Here is a 20,294-nt window from a genome sequence, read left to right on the forward strand (position 1 = left end):
TTTCACCTCTTCGTATTTTTACTATTATCATATTCACAATCTCAAAAGTGATATAGTGCAAATCGTTTACGCAAATTGCGGATTTTTTACAGACAACAAACTAACTATCCATCGATTAACCTTAAAATGGTTATCTTTTCTATTCTATTATCCAATCTATTTTTATTCGATTACATATATTAATAGTATCAATTGCAAAGGAGGGAACCTTAATATGCCAAAACATAAGAAACATGGTCACAAACACAAAAAAGCAGGTGAACCTGGAGTCAATATATATATCAATATTACCTATAATATTGGAGACATTCATCTAGAGCAAAGAGCCGAAGGTGGCGGACAAATTAATAGAAATGTTGGAACGAACGCGAATCAAGGTGGCTTAAATGCACTCGATCACAGCACTGCTGCAAATTCTAATTCACAATTTGCAAATGGAAATGGTAGAAGTGGAATAGCTGGTTACAATAACGATGAACAGGGTGGTCAACAAGGGATAAAAGTTCGAGATAGTGATTTAATAAACTCTAGTATTAACTCTACTTCACAATCAGGATCAGGATAGATCCTTCTATTAAAAAACCCAAGTTTGTTGATAATAATCAAAACAATCTTGGGTCTAGTTTATCATTTATTAGAAAAAAGTTTAGAACTTAATCGTTCCTTCTATTGCATGTTGAGTTTCTTCTAGCTTGCGAAGCAGTGTCTTTGCGCGTATATATGTCAGCTCATCTGTTACGCCTGAATTTTCTACCTCTCGCAATTGTTCCTTCGCTTGTAGCAACATGTTTTGTGCTTTCTGGAATCGCTCTTGATCACCATTGCCTTGTGACTCAATGACCGCTTTCTGGGCCTCTTCAACAGACTGTTTGAATTGATTGACTAATTCATTCATTTATCCCATCTCCTAAAAAAAGTAGTGGTACGAGTTCTTCTTCCTGAATACACTTCCTGTGACAAGTCTTTTCTAGAGGGGTAAGGTATATGGCTGTTCTTCTTAGTTATGTTCTTTTAGGTCTTAGTCTAGCGGCACCAATCGGTCCAGTGAATGCTGCACAATTAGATCGGGGTATCAAATATGGATTTTTCCACGCATGGCTTGTTGGGGTCGGAGCGGTACTAGCCGATGGTGTTTATATGTTACTTGTCTATTTAGGTCTAGTCTCGTTTATCAATACCCCAATGATTCAAACGTTTCTATGGCTTTTTGGTTGTTTTGTGCTACTTTATACTGGGGTTGAAAGCATAGTAAGTGCTGGGAAAATCAATCTACATAATTCAAGAAAGCAGGAATCCGTTTATAAAGCTTTTTTTTCAGGATTTATTATGTCCATTACAAACCCGTTAACGATTTTATTTTGGCTTGGTATTTACGGATCTGTGTTAGCAAAAACAGCTTCCACTTCAATCACAAGCGAGCTTATGATTTATAGTGCGGCTATTTTCTGTGGACTCCTTCTTTGGGATGTCACAATGGCCACTATATCAAGTGGGTTCAGAAGAATTTTAACATCACGTTTATTAATAGTTATATCCATTATTTCTGGCCTCTCACTCATTGGATTTGGTATCTACTTCGGGATCGAAGGTGTAAAGCTTTTGTTGTCCATTTAAGGCTTTTCAAGCCTTTCAAATAATGTTCCCATATTCATGGAGTCCTTTTTCTTTCCACCTTTATTTTTGATAAACGCAAAGATACCGATGATAAGAACAAATCCGAGACTAATAAAGAAGCCTGGACGAATTTCCTTACTGAATAAGGTACCACTTACCGCTAGTAATATGAACAAAATGCCCAAATAATATTTCATTTTCCCAACAAAGCCAGGCTTTAATAGTCGATTGGCAGATAAGAGGATAAAGAGCCAATTGTACAAGAGCATTAGCCCAGCACCGGTTGTTATGTACTCATAAATGCTATCAGGCATTAGTAGGGAAAATATGATGGATGTTATTAGCCCACATGCGCTTAGTATAAAAGCTGGTAATGGTATCTTTAGTTTTCCTTTTTTCGAGAAGACTTTAGGGGCATCACCATCTTCTGATAGGTTCACTAAAATACTCGTGACCCCATATAGAGCAGCAACCATTGTGGAAAATCCGCCTATAATAAGGGCACCATTAAAGATATCAGCTACCAATGGGATATTGTAGCTGTCTAGCGCAACAACAAAAGTACTTTCTTCACCTGTAAAGACCTTCCAAGAAACAAGCATCACCGCAAGTCCAATCGATCCTAAATAGATGATGGTGAGAAGAAGAAGCATGACCTTCCCCGCCTTTGGTGCTTCACTTTTATCCTTAAGCTGGGTGGCCATCAATCCCATGACTTCAATTCCCCCGAATGCATAATAGGCAAATATTAATGCAGACCAAAGCCCAAGAATTCCTTTTGGGTAAAAGTCAGATGGTATTTGTGGGTCTCGTGTCCCATCAATTGCCCCTGTTACCGCCAACACTGCAATTACGATGAACATCAAGATTGCTGCAATTTTAATAACAGCAAACACATTTTCTAATTTATTGATTCCATTTGTACCAATTAACAAGACCCCTAAACCTAATACTCCATAAACTGAAGCAAATACCCATAATGGAATATCTGGAAACCAAAACTTTGTAAAAATAGACAATGCCGTTAACTGACTTCCCATAATAAGCATCTCGGCACTCCAGTAGATCCACCCGATACTAAAGCCAGCCCATTTTCCATAAGCTTTTTTAGCATAGGTACGGAATGCTCCTTTTTCGGGATTTTTTGCGGTTAATTTAGCTAAGCCATCGTATACAAAATACGTACCGATGGCAGCGATAATAAATAGAATCAATACAGAGGGGCCAGCTGTTCGGATTGCGATGCTAGACCCCAGGAAAAATCCTGTACCGATTGTACAACCAACCCCAAAAAGAGACAATTGCCACCATTTTATTTTTTTCTGACTTTTTTCTTTTCCCATATTCCCCTACCTCTTCATCTTTTGGAACAAAGAATCTGTTCGTACGCGCTTTGGTGGTTTAATAAAGAATAATACTAAAACCGTTGCAATAACTGAAATACCTGCTACTGAAAAAAACAGAATATCGTGTGAAATCTTCATTAATATGGCAAACACAGGAGGACCGACAGCCACACCAATAAACCGTGCACTACTATAAATTGAAGTAATTGTACCTCTTTCGTCTTTTTCTGTGCCATTCGTAATTAACGCATCTAAACTTGGAAGAGCGATTCCAATGCCAATCCCACTAATCACGAGCCCAGCTAAGAAAATATAAAGGTTTTCAGTGTAACAAATCGCAAAAACGGCAATTGTGGTACCCAAAATCCCCGAGAAAATAATCCATTTAATAGCATTCTTATCATCGCCGAGCTTTTTCCCGGTAATAAATGATGCAAGACATAGGGCACCAAGTGGAATGGCAAGAATCAGTCCTTTCATAATTCCGTCAATTCCGTATTTATCCTCTAAAATCGACGATAAGAAAAAGAGCATACCAAAAAGAATGTAAAAACAGATAGCCCCGACGATAAATATCGATATCAACCATCTTCCCTCTTCCTTAAGAGTCCGCTTAATTTTTTTCAGAAAAAAAGCGAAGCTTGAGGTGTCTACTTCATTGTCTTTGGGCGTTTTAATCAAGAAATGAATTAATAGGATAGATATTAAACAAAAAATGGGGAAAGCAAAAAAAGGCAGGTACCAAATCATTGCCGCAAGGACTGCACCTAAAATTGGGCTTAGCACCTTACCGAATGTATTAGATGTCTCAATTAATCCAAGGCCTGTATTCACATCTTTTTCACTTTTACACATATCTCCAACTAATGGGAGTACGATTGGTGAAGCACCAGCAGCTCCAACTCCCTGTAAGAATCGACCAATTAAAATGACCCAATAGGGGCTTTCAAATAACCAGGAAGCTAGTCCAGCAATCAATCCCCCAATTCCAGCAATGATTAGGCTAGGGATAATTACTTTTTTCCTTCCAATTCGATCGGAAAGAAATCCTGCAATCGGAATTAAAATAATGGCTACGACTGAATATATGGTAATAATTAAACTCGATTGAAAGGGTGTAATCTCAATTTCCTTTTCCATTATAGGTAAAATGGGAATAAGCATAGAATTTCCCAAGGTCATAACTAATGGGATAGATGCAAGCGAAAGCACGCCCCATTTCTCCTTTTTTTGCATTCTCCTATCTCCTTCGGAATTCTAATGTATTTTTTAGAGCGTATAGAATCTAGCCTCACCTTCTATCACTGATAATATGTATGGAAGGGTTTACCCAATATAGTTTTTTCCTAAGGAGCCAACACAACATCGCCCAACCCTATTACTCGAAATTTTACCGGCATATGCTTTCTGCTGCTCAAAGGGAATCGACTTTTTCGCGCGTATTTTGAAACAAGGACGCTTGTCAATTCCTGCTTGAAAAGGCTTAAATAGGAATTGTCCACCTGGAATTTATTATGCAGGGAAATGAAAAGAACTGAATCCATAGTAGATTCAGTTCAAAAGTCAGTTACCTCTAGCAATCACCTTGTTTTTTAGGATGCAACGGCGGAGGGATCAGCCACCCTTTTTCCTTATTTAAACGAAGAACTTTGCCGCCTAATGCAATTTTTTGTGCATGAAATTGAGTGAACATTAAGGCAACATCTTCTCTTATTGACTTTCCAATCACTTGACTGCATGCCACTAATCCAGCAGCTACATCAGCCGAAAGAGTTGCTGCAATCGCTGGATCAGGCATTCTCGCACCTACTGGTATATCTTCCAAGCATGCTTCAGGTGGCTCTGGAGCTTCAGGTGGTAATGCAATCCCATTCTCTTTTAATAATTCCTCCACCTGTTCCTTTTGTTGCTTTCCTATTTCGATTGCTTCCACTAATAACTTTTTTAAATCTTCATCCCCTGCATGGTTTAAAGCTGTTTGATAACCAGCAATCATGCCGTTACCTACTAATATTGAAGTCCAAAGATCAAACACCTCACCATAGTGTAGGGGTTCTTCTGTTGGTTTTCCACTTAAAATTCCCATACTTAACCTCCCTCTATAAATGTTGATTTACCAACGGTTTGATCCGTTAGTGGGGTGTCAAAAAAATATTTTTCGACACAATTCCTAACAGTATTTTTAAAATATGTGAAACTATTCCAATACATGGGTGCGCTACGCGGTCACTACTGGGTAATACTGGTAAGTAGTGCTAGGGAATTATTCGATGCACAATGGATCTCTGCGTAGCTTATGATGACGTACCCTCCCATGTCTCTGGGCATCAATGTGCCTACATTCCTTCGTTCGGTCTAGTCATAAGGCAGAGGCTAGCGAAGCTCCTTTAGGGACTCGAGGTCGAATGGTGAAAATAGTGCCAGCTTCTCCGTGTCATCCTGATGTCTAAGTCTAATTAAGGGGTATAGGGCTTATGCAGCCTTTTCGAGACCAGGTATATCCCTCATCATTCGCTTTGCGTCAAACGCTTTGTGCTTCGTGCAAATTCCGTGTAATACTTTTAATAGTTTTCCGCATAGAACCACGATAGATTGCTTCTTACGTAAAGGATTAACCTGACGGTTTGTGTAATACTCGTGTAGCTTTTTGAAAGCTTCATTGTGACGAATCATCGGCATCATAACTCGGAACAGTAGAGCACGTAGTTTCCTTCTGCCTCGTTTAGAGATGCGTTTTTGTCCTTTATGCAGCCCAGAGGAATTTTCGCGTAACGTTAATCCCGCGAGTTTGATTAATTGGCGTGGATTCTCGTAGTGTGAAAAGCTTCCTATTTCGGCTAATAAATCGACAATAGTGTTATCTCCAATTCCGTCAACCGTTGATAGCCATTCGTATTCTACTGATGTTTTTACAAGTTCAACTAAGCGTTGATTAATGCTTTCAATATCTTTTTCTAGTTGATGGTAACGGCGGACAAGTGTGGTGATTTCAATTCGGGCCATCTCATGTCCTTCTGTTACTCCGATAGAATTAGCAGCGACTTCAATAAGGCGCACTGCTTTAGGCCTTTGGGGGGATTTAAGCCCCTCAACCTTTCGATAAAGGGATAAAACTTCATCGGGTTGTTTCTGTTGAAGATCACTTGGAAATGGAGTACATTCAAGTGCAGCCAAAGACATTTTTCCGAATGACGGAAACACCTGAGTGAATTCAGGGAAATAGCGATCTAACCAGCGAGTCATCATGTTTTTGACAGCGCCTAATTCTTCAGTGAGCTTACTTTTGAAAGATGATCCAACGCGAAGTTCAGCTTCCATGCCTTTTAAGATACGGGGATAGCTGAAGCGACCATCTTTTACGAGACGGGCAATTACTAATGCATCCTTACGATCATGTTTAGTCGGAAGATTATCATCTAACTCTTTTGACCGTCGGACATGCATTGGATTAACCATCGCCATAGGTATGCCTCGTTCCTCAAGGAAGTAAGCTAAATTCAGCCAATAGTGGCCCGTTGGTTCAATACCAATAATAACCTCTGTTTTTTCGTTTTCTTTCATTGCATCCAGAATGCGTTTATAGAAATAATCGAAACCATTTCCATCTTGGGATAAGGAAAACGATTTTTGGAGCACACGGCCACGATCATCAACAAAGCAAGCAAAATGTGTTCGCTTAGCAATATCGATTCCGACTACTAGTGTTTTTTCAGTGACTTGATTAATTTTTTGATTTTGTTTAAAATTCATTGTGGAGTCCTCCTTGGTTAACAAATTAGGGGTCAATTTCTGCAGATCTTGACACCCCGTATCATACCAAGAGGGCTCTTTTTTGTTCAAGTCCCCGAAAATCCTTCTAACAGGAATGCTCCTTAATGTGTATGTAATTTTATTCATTCACAGTGCCTCCTTTCTAGAAGCACATACATAGTGTGTCCAATAATTTTGTAATCATTATCTTTTTACAGCTAGAAGAAAATGTATCAAAAATTATAAGAACTTGTATCACAAACTATTGGGTAAAATAATAAAAAATGGTATAGTTAGTATCAGATACTAAAACCAGGTATAATAGAAAATGAAAAATTCGTATTTTTTATGGAGGTAAACATGGAAGATCTAATTCAATTAGAAGGTAAACATATCGTTGTTATGGGCGTAGCTAATGAAAGAAGTATTGCATGGGGAGTTGCTGAATCCCTATATAAAGCTGGGGCAAAGTTAATATTTACATATCGCTTAGACCGCTCACGTGAAAAATTAGAAAAATTACTGGAAAAATACAATTATCCAGCAGAAATGATTGTTCGATGTGATGTAAATAGTGATGAAAGTATCACACAAGCGTTTAATGAAATCGGTGAAAAAGTGGGAACCATTCACGGACTTGTTCACTCTGTTGCATTTGCAAATGCAGATGATCTAAAAGGTGATTTCATCGATACCTCAAGAGATGGATATGCGTTTGCTCAAGATACAAGTGCTTATTCTTTAGTCGCTGCAGCAAAAGCAGCTCGTCCTTACTTAGCTGAGGATGCTTCAATCATTACGATGTCATACTTAGGTGCCGTACGTGCATTACCAGGTTATAATGTAATGGGTATTGCTAAAGCTTCACTTGAAGCATGTGTAAGATACCTTACGTTTGACCTTGGAAAAGATGGGATCAGAATTAATGCTATTTCAGCTGGTCCAATTCGAACATTAGCGGCAAAAGGTGTACCTGGATTCAATGACATTATGAAGATGATTGAGGAAAAGGCGCCTCTTCGAAGAAATGTTACAAAAGAAGACGTTGGGAATATGTCAGTCGCTATGTTAAGTAACCTTTCACGAGGAGTCACTGGAGAAGTCATCTATGTAGATTCTGGATATAATATTGTAGGTTAAACAAGTAGAGGGCGACCAAATTGGTACGCCCTCTCTTTTATTTAGAATTCCAAGTCCATTCTTAACTCATCAACATATTCACGCGATCCAGTCACAACCAGTCGGTCACCTAAATGTAATTCTGTATCTCCATGTGGTACGATTGAGTCCTTTCCTCTAAAAATTCGTACAAAGATTACATCCCCAGTAAACGGGAAATTCCGTAGCATTGTCCCGTCATATAGACGATTATTCATCTTAATTTGATACAAGGATTGTTCCTGGTTCGTCAGAAGTGACATGATACTTGGTGCTTCAATAAGTGCACGTAGTAATGTATTAGTCGACATGATTAACGAGAATACCTCTATGTTAAGGTCCTTAAGCTCTTCGCCAACCTCACCTGTTTCGATTCTTGCAATTACACGGTCTACTCCGTTTTCTTTTGCCCGTTTTGCGAGTTCAGCATTCAATTCATCAGAACCTGTTGTAACGACTAAAATATCTACATCAAATATTTCTGTCGCCTGAAGTGTTTCTTCCGAATAATCAGGTAGTTCCACTATATCAAACACAGAACCCGAATGTTTTTTATCCAATTTATCCTGTTTCGTATGATAGATCGTTGTATCGTAGAGTTTTGAATTTAAATCCCTTGTTACAGGTAATGTCATCTGATTCGCCCCAATAAAAGCAACTCGGATAACTGGTTCCTCATCAACCTGTTTCGGGAAGAGCTTTTTAAATCCAATTGGAGAAATGATACTTGCAATAACCGCAACTAGGATCAATGCACCTGACATTCTATCATCAATTACTCCCATCTTTTCCCCAACTGTAGCAGCTGCAATAACAAGTGAGAGCGTGGATGTTAACAACGCCCCTGCTCCTAGAGTTGTTCTCCAATCATACCAGCGTCTGATATATATGATCGGAAGCACTTTGGAAATAACTAATGCAATAAATAATAATGGGATTAACAATAGAATTCTCGGATCTTGGAATAAGGCCCATAAATCGAGTTCAACTCCAATCATCACGAAGAAAATCGGAATTAAGAATCCATACCCAAATGAATCTAGCTTTTGCACCATTTCATGGTTTGGTGATAATAATGAAACTAAGACTCCTGCTAAAAATGCTCCTAAAATGTTTTCTGCACCAATTGTCTCTGAGAGTGCTACTAGTATGATAATTAATGCAAAAATGGCCCTTGTTCCAATTTGAATCGTTCCTTTTGACATCGTCTCAAGGAAAGAACGGCTTTGAAATCTTTTTCCAACAAAGTATAACAGTACCCCAACACCAAACAAGACTAATAGCAGCCACATATTGCTTTCTCCGCCACCATAAATGGACGCAAAAACTGCAAGTAAAATCATGGTAACAAGGTCTGCTACTACAGCCACTAATAAAATTATCTGACCAATGTTTGTCTTCATGATTTGGGCATCTTTAAGAGTTGGTACAACCACTCCCAAGGAAATTGTAGAAATAATTAATGTCATTAAAAACGCATTATCTGTGAATCCCATCCAAACAAATAAATAGGATAAGAATAGAGATAAGACAAAAATTCCTGCAAATACAACGACGGAAACGATAAATGTATTAGGTGCCTTTTTGCCATTCGGGAGCTTTTGATCTTTCTTCCCCCCAGCAAAAGCTGAAAAGTCAATTTCAACACCACTTAAAAACATAAGAAAAATAAATCCTAACGTCGATAACGTTTCAAGCCACATATCAGGTTCGACTACATCAAACCCACTTTTTCCGATAATAATCCCCATAATGATTTCTGCTACAACGACAGGGATGATACGAAGTTTAAACCTATGTAATAACAGTGGTGTTAAGAAAGCCACCACCATTACAATAACCAATGATGTTACTGAAGCACCATGTTCCATGTTTTACCCCCTTTTAATTAATGAAGTTTATTACACTAAGTAATTCATAAACAGTGTTGCTAATCCAAAATAAATTAAAATACTAATAATGTCATTGATTGTGGTAATGAAAGGTCCTGATGCAACTGCAGGATCCACTTTTAAACGATGCATTATGAGTGGCACGAGTGCACCCGCTAATGTTGCTACAATCAACGTAATTAAAATTGAAAATCCTACTAATAAGCCAAGAAAGAATTCACCTTTCCAAAAATAAACAACAAACATTATTACCGTTCCACAAACAGTCCCAGTTATTACACCTGTTCCAGCTTCCCGTAGTATCAACAACCATTTATTTTCATCTTCATCTTCACCTATCGCGATTCTTCGTACGGCTACTGCCAAAGCTTGTGTTCCAGTATTCCCTGCCATCCCTGCAATTAACGGGATGAAGACTGCTAAAATAGCAACTTGATCTAAAGTAGCTTCAAAACGACCAATTAGACTTGCTGTAAGCATTCCGAGAAACGATAAAATAATTAACCATGGTAATCTGTTCTTCGCAGATGTAAAAATGTTTTTATCATCAGAATCAACATCAGATATCCCAGCAAGTTTCGAGTAGTCATCAGATGCTTCTTCATCAATAACGTCAATGATATCATCTACTGTGATAATTCCTAACAAATGATTTTGAAAATCAACAACTGGTACGGCTAAGAAATTATAGTCCTTCATCCTACGTGCAACTTCTTCCTGATCCTCGCTAACAGAAACAGATACAACACGGTCATTCATAATTTCATGAATCATTGTATCGTCATCTGTAACAATCAAATCACGTATCGAGATAACTCCTACTAGGCGTTTTTCTTCATCGATCACATACACATAATAAATCGTTTCAGCACGAGGCGCTTCCTTTTTTAAGATATGCATCGCAGATTTCACTGTTTGGTTGGCATGAATTGCAATATATTCGGTAGTCATGATACTACCTGCTGTATATTCCTTATAATGAAGAAGCTGTTTTATTTCTCCTGCAGCGTCTTCATCCATAATTGTTAAATAACTTGCGACCTGTTCTTTGTTTAATTCATTTAAGACATCAACTGCATTGTCAGCAAACATTTTTGAAAGCATATCAGCTACAAAGGTTGGGTCCATTTCCGATAATAACTCTTCATAATCATTCTCGTCAATTTCGAGGTTTTCAAATACCTCTGCCATTTCAGTTGGCGATAAAAAGCGATGTACGTGAACTCTTGTCTCTTTTGACAGCTTTGCGTAGAATTTTGCTCTTTCATACGGATGTATATTTAAGAATAAATCCCGGAATTGATCAATATCCTCATTTTCGAGAGCTGTAAGTAATTGTTCAATTTCGAGTTGTTGTTGCTCTTTTTCATTAATCTCTTTAATCTCTTGTTGCTGTAACATATGCTCCCCCCTAACCAGCTGAAAGTTAAAATCTTACCATACATTTAATAGAAATGTAACATACAACCATTTACTTTTTTCTACCTTATGTATATTATTATTTTTTTAATAACTACTATGTTATGATTTGCAATCATCCAAAAATGAGCTAAGATAGAATTGGCTCATTTAAATGCGCTTAGCGCACTTTTAGCTTAGACAAATGCTACCTTGAAAACGCGATTGGCTAGATTTCACAGGTTCATGGTGTTTTTTCACTAAGCACCTTTGTAAAATTAGCTATAACTTATACCCTGTTTTCTATGATATAAAAATCGTGCTTGATTAGAAAGGATTTTTTTATCCATGAATAAAGAAAATAATCCACAGAAAATTGATTATACATTATTGTTTATTTTATTCCTTATGGCCATTGTTAGTGTGATTGCCATTCAAAGTGCACAGCCATTTTTACCAGAAAAGCTTAAAAATATAAATTTCTCAGCTCAGCAAATTCAGTGGTATGTCATTGGCCTCGTTGCAATTGCCGGGACAATGGTAATCGATTTTGACCGTTTCAAAATGATCTCCTGGTATCTATATGGATTTGGGATGGTATTATTATTTGGACTCTTTGTTGAAAAATATATTGTTGACATCCCCTTTGCCAGTAAAGTCAAAGGAGCAACAAGCTGGTATAACTTTGGATTTGCGAGTTTCCAGCCATCAGAATTAATGAAGATCATCATCATCATTGTATTGAGTAAAATTATTGTCGACCACCGTGAAAAATATCCGATTAGTACTGTGAAGGATGATCTCGTTCTAATTGGAAAAATTATGTTAGCATCAGCTCCTCCGATTGGATTATTAGTCTTGCAGCCAGACATGGGAATGACTATGGTCTTTATGGCAATAATTGCTACTATGTTACTTGTAGCTGGAATTAAATGGAGAATCATTTTATCTGCTGTATTTACCGCTGTTTTCACGGTATCTTTAGGTGTTTTTCTTTATTTCAACTTTCCTGACTTCTTCTTTGAGTACATTATTGAAGACTACCAAATGAGTCGTTTTTATGGTTGGCTCGATCCTTGGGGGACTGCAGGTAATGAAGGGCACCAACTAGTTCGTTCTCTGCTCGCGATTGGTTCTGGTCAATTGCAAGGGAAAGGCTTTCGTGAATCTGAGGTAACAATCCCCGAAGGACACACCGATTTTATATTTGCTGTAGTGGCCGAACAATTCGGTTTTGTTGGAACAAGTATCATTATTTCTTTATTCTTCTTATTAATCTACCGAATGATACATATTGCACTTGAAAGTCATGACCCATTCGGAAGTTACTTATGTGCAGGTGTAATCGGTATGATTACGTTCCAAGTGTTCCAAAACGTCGGGATGACAGTAGGTATTTTACCTATCACAGGTTTACCGCTACCTTTTATTAGCTACGGGGGTAGTTCCCTAGCAACCTATATGGTAGCGATTGGGATTGTATTAAATGTTCGTTCGAGGACAAAGAAGTTTATGTTTGATTAACCAAAAATAATTTTGAGCCATTCTTCTTATACTAGGAAGAGTGGCTTTATTTTTATATGAAGGGTGTTCATGATGAAAATTGATGTAGTCGGCGACATACATGGATGTTTTAAGGAGTTTGAAGAACTAACAAAGAAGCTTGGATATTCGTGGGAAAGTGGGATTCCACTACATCCTGATCGGGTACTTACTTTTGTTGGAGATTTAACAGACAGAGGTCCTGAATCACTACGGGTAATTGAAACCGTCTATCAACTTGTAGTTCAAGAGAAAAAAGCCTATTATGTACCAGGAAATCACTGCAACAAACTATATCGATACTTCCTTGGGAGTAACGTCCAAGTCACACACGGTTTGGAAACAACCGTTGCAGAATATGAGGCCTTGAGTAGTAAAGAACAAGACTCAGTCCGTAATCAGTTTATTGAGTTATATGAAAAAGCTCCGCTATATGAAAGGTTGGATGGTGGGAAACTAGTCATTGCGCATGCTGGAATCCGTGAAGATTATATCGGTCGCACAGATAAAAAAGTAAAAACCTTTGTCTTGTATGGTGATATCACAGGTAAAAGTAATCCTGATGGTACCCCCGTTAGACGTGACTGGGCGAAGCAATATCGAGGATCCTCATGGATTGTCTATGGTCATACCCCCGTGAAGGAACCAAGACGTATACATAACACGATAAATATTGATACTGGCTGTGTATTTGGCGGACACTTAACGGCGCTGAGATATCCTGAAATGGAGACAGTCAGTGTCCCTTCTTCGATGCCATGCGTCGCAGAAAAATTTCGGGAGTTTGACTAGGTTTAGGTGGATGACTGTTTGAAAACAGATATGATTTGTTCTTTGGATGATAGGTTACTAAGAGTGGGTTGGAGCGCAATCAATGGATATTGGAGTCGCTCCAGGTAGGTTCGAGTACTGTGAGTCTCCTAAAATGTGGATTTAGGAGGCACGCGAGCTCTGTTCGAGGGCTATCAGGCACCTATTTTCTGGATTTTTGTGGTACTCTAGCTCGTCCCGAGTACCACCATCCTCCTAATTTCTGGATTATCGCAATACTCCAACTCGTCCCGAGGACCATCATCCTCCTAATAATTGGATTATCATGATACTCCAGCTCGGGCCGAGTACTATCAACCTCCTAATTTCTGGATTATCGCAATACTCCAACTCGTCCCGAGGACCATCATCCTCCTAATAATTGGATTATCGTGATACTCCAACTCGATTCGAGTGCTATCAATCTCCTAATAATTGGAATGTTGTGGAGTTCCAGCTCCTTCCGAGTACCACCATCCTCCTAATTTCTGGATTATCGCAATACTCCAACTCGTCCCGAGGACCATCATCCTCCTAATAATTGGATTACCACGTCACTCCAGCTCCGTCCGAGTACCACCATCCTCCTAATTTCTGGATTATCGCAATACTCCAACTCATCCCGAGTACCATCATCCTCCTAATAATTAGATTACCTCGACACTCCAACTCATCCCGAGTACCATCATCCTCCTAATAATTGGATTATCGTGATACTCCAACTCGATTCGAGTGCTATCAATCTCCTAATAATTGGAATGTTGTGGAGTTCCAGCTCCTTCCGAGTACCACCATCCTCCTAATTTCTGGATTATCGCAATACTCCAACTCATCCCGAGTACCATCAACCTCCTAATAATTAGATTACCTCGACACTCCAACTCATCCCGAGTACCATCATCCTCCTAATAATTGGATTACCACGTTACTCCAGCTCGTCCCGAGTACCACAAACCAAAAATAAGCGACCGTCTTCAAATGGTCGCTTTTCTTAATAACTCTTTCATATCGTTTGGCATTTCCGCATCAAAGACTAGCTTTCTTTTATCCATTGGGTGTTGGAACCGAAGTTTACAGCAATGGAGTGCTTGCCGTGCAATCTCTTTACGCTCTCCACCATACAAGTCATCCCCAACGATTGGATGACCGATATGAGATAGATGGACTCGAATTTGATGTGTTCTCCCTGTCTCTAATTGAAGTTGCACATGAGTCCACTTTCCAACGTTCTCAACAACTTTAAAGTGAGTAACCGCCTTCTGTCCATCCTCACGTACTTGTCGTTCGATGATACTATCGTCTTTCCTACCAATTGGTGCATCAATCGTACCAGATTCAATAGCAAAATCCCCATGCACAATGGCTTCGTATATTCTTTTCAATTTTCCTGCCTTTTGTTGCTCAGACATCAAATGGTGAATATGGCGATGTTTGGCGACTAACAATAATCCAGAAGTATCACGATCAAGTCGATTTACTAAATGCACGGTTGCATTATGACTTATAGAATCGTAGTAATAAATCAATGCATTCGCCAGACTCCCACTAGAACTTTCACGTGATGGAATTGATTGCTGATATGGTGGTTTATTTACAACTAGTAGATAGGCATCTTCGTAAACGATATGCAAAGGTAAATTTTCAGGTTGCAAATCGGAGCTTGGTGCCTCTGGTGGAAAAACAACTTTGAGAATCTCACCCTTTGAAAGTCTGTGACGAACGGTAACTGGCGTTCCATTTATGAAAATGCCGCCCCCAGCAAATTTAATATCCGTTAGAGCCGTTTTTGAAATCGATTGTTCTTTTAGAAACTCTCTAACGAATTTACCACTATCGTCTGCCGATATGTGCCACTCTAATGTAAAAGCCGCCAAAATCCTCTATCCCTTCATTAATCTGAAATAAATGAATCACGCACTCTTTTCCAAAATGGGAAAGGGCGAAAACGAGCGAATCGTACCTTTTCTGCAGCCACACGGCATTGAATAGATTTAACATCTTTGTGTAAAAGTGTTAAATGATCAATCGTTATGTGAAAGTCCACATCATTAACTGGCTTTAATAAAATAGTGTGATGGTTCGGTAAAATTAACGGCGAACCAATCGTTCTAAACACCCGATTATTAATAGAAGCCATTTCCGCAACTTGAATCGCCTCAATAGAAGGATGCAAGATTGCACCACCAAGGGCTTTATTATACGCAGTACTTCCTGTAGGCGTTGATATACATAGTCCATCACCACGGAAAGTTTCAAATAGTTGGCCCTTGATTTCAAGGTCCATTACGAGTGATCCTTCCACACTTTTTACCGTACATTCATTCAAAGCAAGGTATCTCGATTCACGTCCACCATTAATGTAACGAATATACACTTCAAGTAATGGGTATTCCACTACTTGATAAGGTGTTTTTGCAATTGCAATTACAAGTTTCTCTATTTCTTCAGGAACCCAGTCTGCATAAAATCCGAGATGTCCTGTGTGAATCCCTACAAATGCTGTTTTATCTAATCGACTGCGGTAACGGTGAAAGGCATATAATAATGTTCCATCTCCTCCGACAGTAACAACAATATCAGGTTGATCCTCATCATATGTGAGCCCGAAATCCATTAAATACGTTTTGATTTTATGCATTAATGTATTCGAGTTCGAGTCACCTCTCGAAGTTACAGCAAATTTCATGTTTTACACCCTATCTATTATGATTTATTCCGCAATAATGAGCAGTATATCCTCACTGATTACAGGCATATTATTTTTCAGTTTTTCTTGAAAAAATTGCTTGCGCTTCTTGAATTTCTCCGCGGATTTTTGACATTTCTTCGTCTAGCAAAAACGCAGCCTCTGCTGCACGTTGAAGGCGGTCTTCAATTTCTTGAGGAAATCTGCCTTTATATTTGTAGTTTAAAGAATGTTCAATTGTTGCCCAAAAGTTCATCGCAAGTGTACGAATCTGTATTTCTACCAAGATTTTCTTTTCACCATCAATCGTTTGTACTGGATATTTGATGACAAGATGATAAGAACGGTATCCACTCGCTTTTTTTCTTGTGATATAATCACGTTCTTCAATGATCTCCATATCGTTCCGCTTTCGTAAAATTTCAACGACACGCTTAATATCATCTACAAATTGACACATCATACGTAATCCTGCGATGTCTTGTATTTCTTCTTCAAGTTTGTCTAGCGGAATCTGTTTCTTTTCCGCTTTATCTAAAATACTCGGGATTGGCTTTACTCTACCAGTTACAAATTCAATTGGGGAATGGGTACCTTGCATTTCATATTGCGTTCTCATTCCTTTAAGCTTGATTTTTAGCTCGTCAACAGCTTGCTTGTACGGAGCCAAAAAAAGATCCCAGTCTTTATTCATAATCGACCCCCGTTTTTTCTTACTTGTTTATTTAATCAGTGATTTTTTCATCTTCCACTGAATGGGATAAAAATGTTTTTTCAACCAATTCGACCATTTCTTCACCATAATTAGCATTACCTTCGATGTTTTGTAAAAGGTATTCTAATTCAGGAATAATATCGATTAATTCAATTTCATGATTGTCATCTAGGTGTAAAAAGACTTGTTGTTTTTCTGCAATAATATTTTTAAGTGATGGCCATAAATCCGAATTCAGGCTGACATAAATAAACTCTTGCTCATTTTCTAGTTTGTAAATGAATGCTAATGAATCAGAATCAACCAACATTTGTCCACTTGCGCTTAATCCAGTAGTATCAAATTCTGTCTGTTCTGCTTTAAGCTCCAATTTATTGTTGGAATAATTAAAATGACTTATTTCAATACGTTTCTGCATGAATAATCTCCTTTATTACTTTTCACGATTCAAGTTTAATAATTTCCAAATCCACACCTATTTTATCATATGTACATCATTTCGTTAAAGAAACTGATAATCATTTCCGAAAAAAGTCGACACTAATGATATAATAAAACAAAATGTGTAAAAGGACTGAAAGTATGTCACAAGAGCTTGAGATTGAATTTAAAAATTTATTGGAAGAAGCTGAATATAATCTATTACTAACAGAGTTTTCACTTGGTGAAGACAAAAAAATAATTCAAGAGAATTTTTACTTTGATACACCGGAATTTTCTTTAAAAAACCATGGGTCTGCATTACGAATCCGCGAAAAAAAAGGGCTTTATACACTTACTTTAAAACAACCAGTTGCTCGTGGTTTACTAGAAACCCATCAAGTACTGACTGAGGAAGAAGCGCACCAAATGCTTAATGGTGGAAGGTTAGTTGAAGGTGAGGTTTCTACTATTTTAAAAACGTTATCGATTGCCCCAACAGATGTTACTTACTTTGGGTCACTTAAAACCAAACGAGCAGAAGTCGAATATAATAATGGTTTACTTGTATTGGATAAGAGTTACTATTTAAATACAACCGATTTCGAGGTAGAATATGAAGTAACAAATGAAATAATCGGAAAGAAAGTTTTCTTGGAGTTACTAAATCAATATCAAATACCTATTCGAAAAACAGATAACAAAATTCGTAGATTCTATAATCGAAAGAAACAAATTCTACTAGGAGACGAATCCAGATGAAAATTGATTTTAAAGTTTTGCTGGAACTTCAAGCGTTACGAAATGTCTCAGTAACTGATTCGACATCATCGAGTAATACCAACTCCGTATTTAAGGACATGATGTTACAACTGATGTCTACTTTACCTAATATACCAACTGAAACCAATCGTTCGAAGGTGAGTTCATTATCTTTAACTCGTAACCAGCACTTCATGCCTTTAACAATCTCTAATACAGATTCAGTATCCACTACAAGCAATTATGATGAGTTGATACAAAACGCGGCACAAAAGTACAACGTGGATGCTCGCTTAATAAGTTCTGTCATAAAACATGAGTCTAACTTTAACCCAAATGCAAAAAGTCATGCAGGTGCTACTGGACTTATGCAATTGATGCCTGCTACAGCTAGGAGCTTAGGGGTAACAAACTTAACCGACCCTGCTCAAAATATTGAAGCAGGGACAAAATACCTTCGAAACATGCTAGACCGTTATAACGGGAATGTTTCACTTGCACTTGCAGCCTATAATGCGGGGCCTGGGAATGTGGACAAATATGGTGGAATTCCTCCTTTCAAAGAGACCCAAAATTATGTTAGAAAAGTAACTCAATCCTATGTTGGATAAGACGCACTCTTCCTGGACAAGCAGGGAGAGTTTTCTTTTTCTTTCCATAATAGTTATTTATTACTATGAAAAGTGCGCTTTATTTGAGTTAATCCTCGTCCATTGATAAAATGTTAATACACTCAACTAATGAAAGTCACTCCTGACGGGTAGAAAGGGGTAAGGTCTTGAAACACACTGAAAAGGTGGGATTCAATCATTCATCTAGCAACCGTCCATTGGAAATCTATATGTTTATTGATCCATTATGTCCAGACTGTTGGGCATTGGAACCCATTTTAAAAAAGCTGACAATCGAATATGGAACGTATTTTACGCTTCGCCATATTTTAAGTGGCCGCCTTGCTTCCTTAAATATACAAAAGAAGAAAAAACCGCAAGACTTAGCACAAGTTTGGGAACGGACTGCTAGTAGGTCAGGAATGTCTTGTGATGGAAGTCTATGGCTTGAAAACCCAATTTCTGCACCGCATTCTGTTTCAATTGGGATAAAAGCCGCGGAATTACAAGGTAAAAGAGCTGGCATTCGTTTTTTACGAAAACTTCAAGAAAATCTCTTTCTTGAAAAACGGGATATTTCAGATCCAGATGTATTAGTTTCTTGTGCAGAGGAGGTCGGACTTGATGTAAATGAGTTCCAAAATGACCTTCATTCATCAAGTGCAGCAAAGGCATTTCAATGTGATTTAAAAATCACTTCAGAAATGGAAGTAGAGGAAATTCCAACATTGGTTTTCTTTAATGAAAACATCGAGGAAGAAGGTTTAAAAATTACTGGCTGTTATCCTTATGAGATGTACGTAAATATTATTTACGATATGCTAGGTAAAAAAATTGAACCAACTCCCCCGCCGCCAATCGAAGAATTCTTAAAATACTATAAATTCGTTGCATCAAAAGAAATCTCTGTACTTTATGACTTGCCAATACCAGAAGTTGAACGTGAAATGAAGAAGCTTTTATTAAAGCAAAAAGTGGAACAAGTTCCCGTTAAATACGGAACCTTCTGGAGATATTTAGATTAAAAGCACTCGGCGTATTGTAAGTCAATCATCTTGACAATAAAAAAGACTTGGAACATTTTTTGTTCCAAGTCTTTTTTCTATTAATAAAGGGGATGGGAGAAATTTCACTTCAAACAAAGGGGTGTTGTTTGTGTGATTACTTCTTGATTAAATAATAGCAAAGATTGATAACCATTTTCAACTATTTGTACATTCTTTCACAAAGTTGTCAAATTCCTATTCTTAAAGTGAGCGCTTGGACATAAAAATATAGTATCACTACGCTACTGGCATTCACTTGTTAGTTACTTAAGGAATCAACTTAAAGAAATTATCATACCTACATCTATGGTAAGGAGGACATAAAGTGAGGAGAATTGGACTGATAATCGGAAGTTTAATGATCATCATTACATTTGGGCTAAATTTATTAGGATTAATGAAACTAATCCCCTTATATATTACGGCTCCTCTATTATTTCTTTCATTACTTGTAACGCTCGTTATTTATAACCAACGAAATCGTTTCAAGGGTTTTCGTTAGTAAGAACAAATGTGAAAAGCATCTTCCATATCTTATACAATG

General features: G+C 37.9%; 20 protein-coding genes. 9 read left to right on the forward strand and 11 right to left on the reverse strand.

The window, feature by feature from the left end; genetic code table 11:
• Window positions 1-214 precede the first annotated feature (214 nt).
• A complete protein-coding gene (locus ACWPVE_RS02190) occupies window positions 215-565 on the forward strand; it encodes a hypothetical protein (RefSeq protein ID WP_453990428.1) in 351 nt (116 codons plus the stop codon).
• 81 nt (window positions 566-646) lie between these two features.
• Here ACWPVE_RS02190 and ACWPVE_RS02195 read toward each other — a convergent pair whose 3' ends face one another.
• Window positions 647-895: a hypothetical protein gene (locus ACWPVE_RS02195; RefSeq protein ID WP_453990429.1), complete on the reverse strand. Its 249-nt coding sequence runs from the start codon at window positions 893-895 to the stop codon at window positions 647-649.
• Window positions 896-984: 89 nt separating this feature from the next.
• Between ACWPVE_RS02195 and ACWPVE_RS02200 the strand changes: the two genes are divergently transcribed.
• On the forward strand, window positions 985-1,614 hold the full coding sequence (locus ACWPVE_RS02200) for a LysE family translocator (RefSeq protein ID WP_453990430.1): 630 nt from the start codon (window positions 985-987) through the stop codon (window positions 1,612-1,614).
• Here the strand turns inward: ACWPVE_RS02200 and ACWPVE_RS02205 are convergent.
• The 4 genes from ACWPVE_RS02205 to ACWPVE_RS02220 all read right to left on the reverse strand — a co-directional run bounded on the left by ACWPVE_RS02205 (window position 1,611) and on the right by ACWPVE_RS02220 (window position 6,710).
• On the reverse strand, window positions 1,611-2,957 hold the full coding sequence (locus tag ACWPVE_RS02205; protein WP_453990431.1) for an amino acid permease: 1,347 nt from the start codon (window positions 2,955-2,957) through the stop codon (window positions 1,611-1,613). The two genes, ACWPVE_RS02200 and ACWPVE_RS02205, sit on opposite strands and share 4 nt — an antisense overlap.
• 6 nt (window positions 2,958-2,963) lie before the next feature.
• Entirely contained in the window at window positions 2,964-4,196 is a 1,233-nt protein-coding gene (locus ACWPVE_RS02210) for an MFS transporter (protein WP_453990432.1), read from the reverse strand.
• A 337-nt stretch (window positions 4,197-4,533) separates the two neighbouring features.
• Window positions 4,534-5,046, reverse strand: a complete 513-nt coding sequence (locus ACWPVE_RS02215) for a DUF3231 family protein (protein ID WP_453990433.1) — start codon at window positions 5,044-5,046, stop codon at window positions 4,534-4,536.
• Window positions 5,047-5,432: 386 nt separating this feature from the next.
• On the reverse strand, window positions 5,433-6,710 hold the full coding sequence (locus ACWPVE_RS02220; protein ID WP_453990434.1) for an IS110 family transposase: 1,278 nt from the start codon (window positions 6,708-6,710) through the stop codon (window positions 5,433-5,435).
• Between the two features lie 360 nt (window positions 6,711-7,070).
• Here ACWPVE_RS02220 and fabI point away from each other — a divergent pair, with 360 nt between their 5' ends.
• Window positions 7,071-7,850, forward strand: coding sequence for an enoyl-ACP reductase FabI (fabI, locus tag ACWPVE_RS02225; protein ID WP_453990435.1), 780 nt, complete (start codon window positions 7,071-7,073; stop codon window positions 7,848-7,850).
• A 41-nt stretch (window positions 7,851-7,891) separates the two neighbouring features.
• Here the strand turns inward: fabI and ACWPVE_RS02230 are convergent, their stop codons facing one another.
• Together ACWPVE_RS02230 and mgtE are read right to left on the reverse strand one after the other, a co-directional pair.
• On the reverse strand, window positions 7,892-9,739 hold the full coding sequence (locus tag ACWPVE_RS02230) for a monovalent cation:proton antiporter family protein (RefSeq protein ID WP_453990436.1): 1,848 nt from the start codon (window positions 9,737-9,739) through the stop codon (window positions 7,892-7,894).
• Between the two features lie 30 nt (window positions 9,740-9,769).
• Window positions 9,770-11,161 (reverse strand): magnesium transporter, encoded by a 1,392-nt coding sequence (gene mgtE, locus ACWPVE_RS02235; RefSeq protein WP_453990437.1) that lies wholly within the window; start codon window positions 11,159-11,161, stop codon window positions 9,770-9,772.
• A 345-nt stretch (window positions 11,162-11,506) separates the two neighbouring features.
• Here mgtE and ACWPVE_RS02240 point away from each other — a divergent pair, with 345 nt between their 5' ends.
• Both ACWPVE_RS02240 and prpE read left to right on the forward strand, forming a co-directional pair.
• Window positions 11,507-12,682, forward strand: coding sequence for an FtsW/RodA/SpoVE family cell cycle protein (locus ACWPVE_RS02240; protein WP_453990438.1), 1,176 nt, complete (start codon window positions 11,507-11,509; stop codon window positions 12,680-12,682).
• A gap of 72 nt (window positions 12,683-12,754) precedes the next feature.
• Complete coding sequence (gene prpE / locus ACWPVE_RS02245) at window positions 12,755-13,492, forward strand: bis(5'-nucleosyl)-tetraphosphatase PrpE (RefSeq protein ID WP_453990836.1); 738 nt, start codon at window positions 12,755-12,757, stop codon at window positions 13,490-13,492.
• Between the two features lie 992 nt (window positions 13,493-14,484).
• On the opposite strand, the gene ACWPVE_RS02250 is transcribed toward prpE, so the two are convergent.
• The 4 genes from ACWPVE_RS02250 to ACWPVE_RS02265 form a co-directional block, all read right to left on the reverse strand.
• Complete coding sequence (locus ACWPVE_RS02250; protein ID WP_453990439.1) at window positions 14,485-15,384, reverse strand: RluA family pseudouridine synthase; 900 nt, start codon at window positions 15,382-15,384, stop codon at window positions 14,485-14,487.
• Between the two features lie 17 nt (window positions 15,385-15,401).
• Window positions 15,402-16,196, reverse strand: coding sequence for an NAD kinase (locus tag ACWPVE_RS02255; RefSeq protein ID WP_453990440.1), 795 nt, complete (start codon window positions 16,194-16,196; stop codon window positions 15,402-15,404).
• 70 nt (window positions 16,197-16,266) lie between these two features.
• Window positions 16,267-16,890 (reverse strand): GTP pyrophosphokinase, encoded by a 624-nt coding sequence (locus ACWPVE_RS02260; RefSeq protein WP_453990441.1) that lies wholly within the window; start codon window positions 16,888-16,890, stop codon window positions 16,267-16,269.
• Window positions 16,891-16,921: 31 nt separating this feature from the next.
• Complete coding sequence (locus ACWPVE_RS02265; RefSeq protein WP_453990442.1) at window positions 16,922-17,329, reverse strand: UPF0738 family protein; 408 nt, start codon at window positions 17,327-17,329, stop codon at window positions 16,922-16,924.
• A 164-nt stretch (window positions 17,330-17,493) separates the two neighbouring features.
• Between ACWPVE_RS02265 and ACWPVE_RS02270 the strand changes: the two genes are divergently transcribed.
• From ACWPVE_RS02270 to ACWPVE_RS02285, 4 genes are all read left to right on the forward strand, one after another.
• A complete protein-coding gene (locus ACWPVE_RS02270; RefSeq protein ID WP_453990443.1) occupies window positions 17,494-18,093 on the forward strand; it encodes a CYTH domain-containing protein in 600 nt (199 codons plus the stop codon).
• Window positions 18,090-18,704: a lytic transglycosylase domain-containing protein gene (locus ACWPVE_RS02275; protein WP_453990444.1), complete on the forward strand. Its 615-nt coding sequence runs from the start codon at window positions 18,090-18,092 to the stop codon at window positions 18,702-18,704. Before ACWPVE_RS02270 ends, ACWPVE_RS02275 begins: the two co-directional genes overlap by 4 nt.
• A gap of 167 nt (window positions 18,705-18,871) precedes the next feature.
• Entirely contained in the window at window positions 18,872-19,729 is an 858-nt protein-coding gene (locus ACWPVE_RS02280) for a ClpXP adapter SpxH family protein (RefSeq protein WP_453990445.1), read from the forward strand.
• A gap of 346 nt (window positions 19,730-20,075) precedes the next feature.
• The gene (locus tag ACWPVE_RS02285) at window positions 20,076-20,252 is read left to right on the forward strand and encodes a hypothetical protein (protein WP_453990446.1); all 177 of its coding nucleotides are present in this window, start codon (window positions 20,076-20,078) and stop codon (window positions 20,250-20,252) included.
• Window positions 20,253-20,294: the final 42 nt, after the last annotated feature.

Source organism: Bacillus nitroreducens (assembly GCF_964021195.1).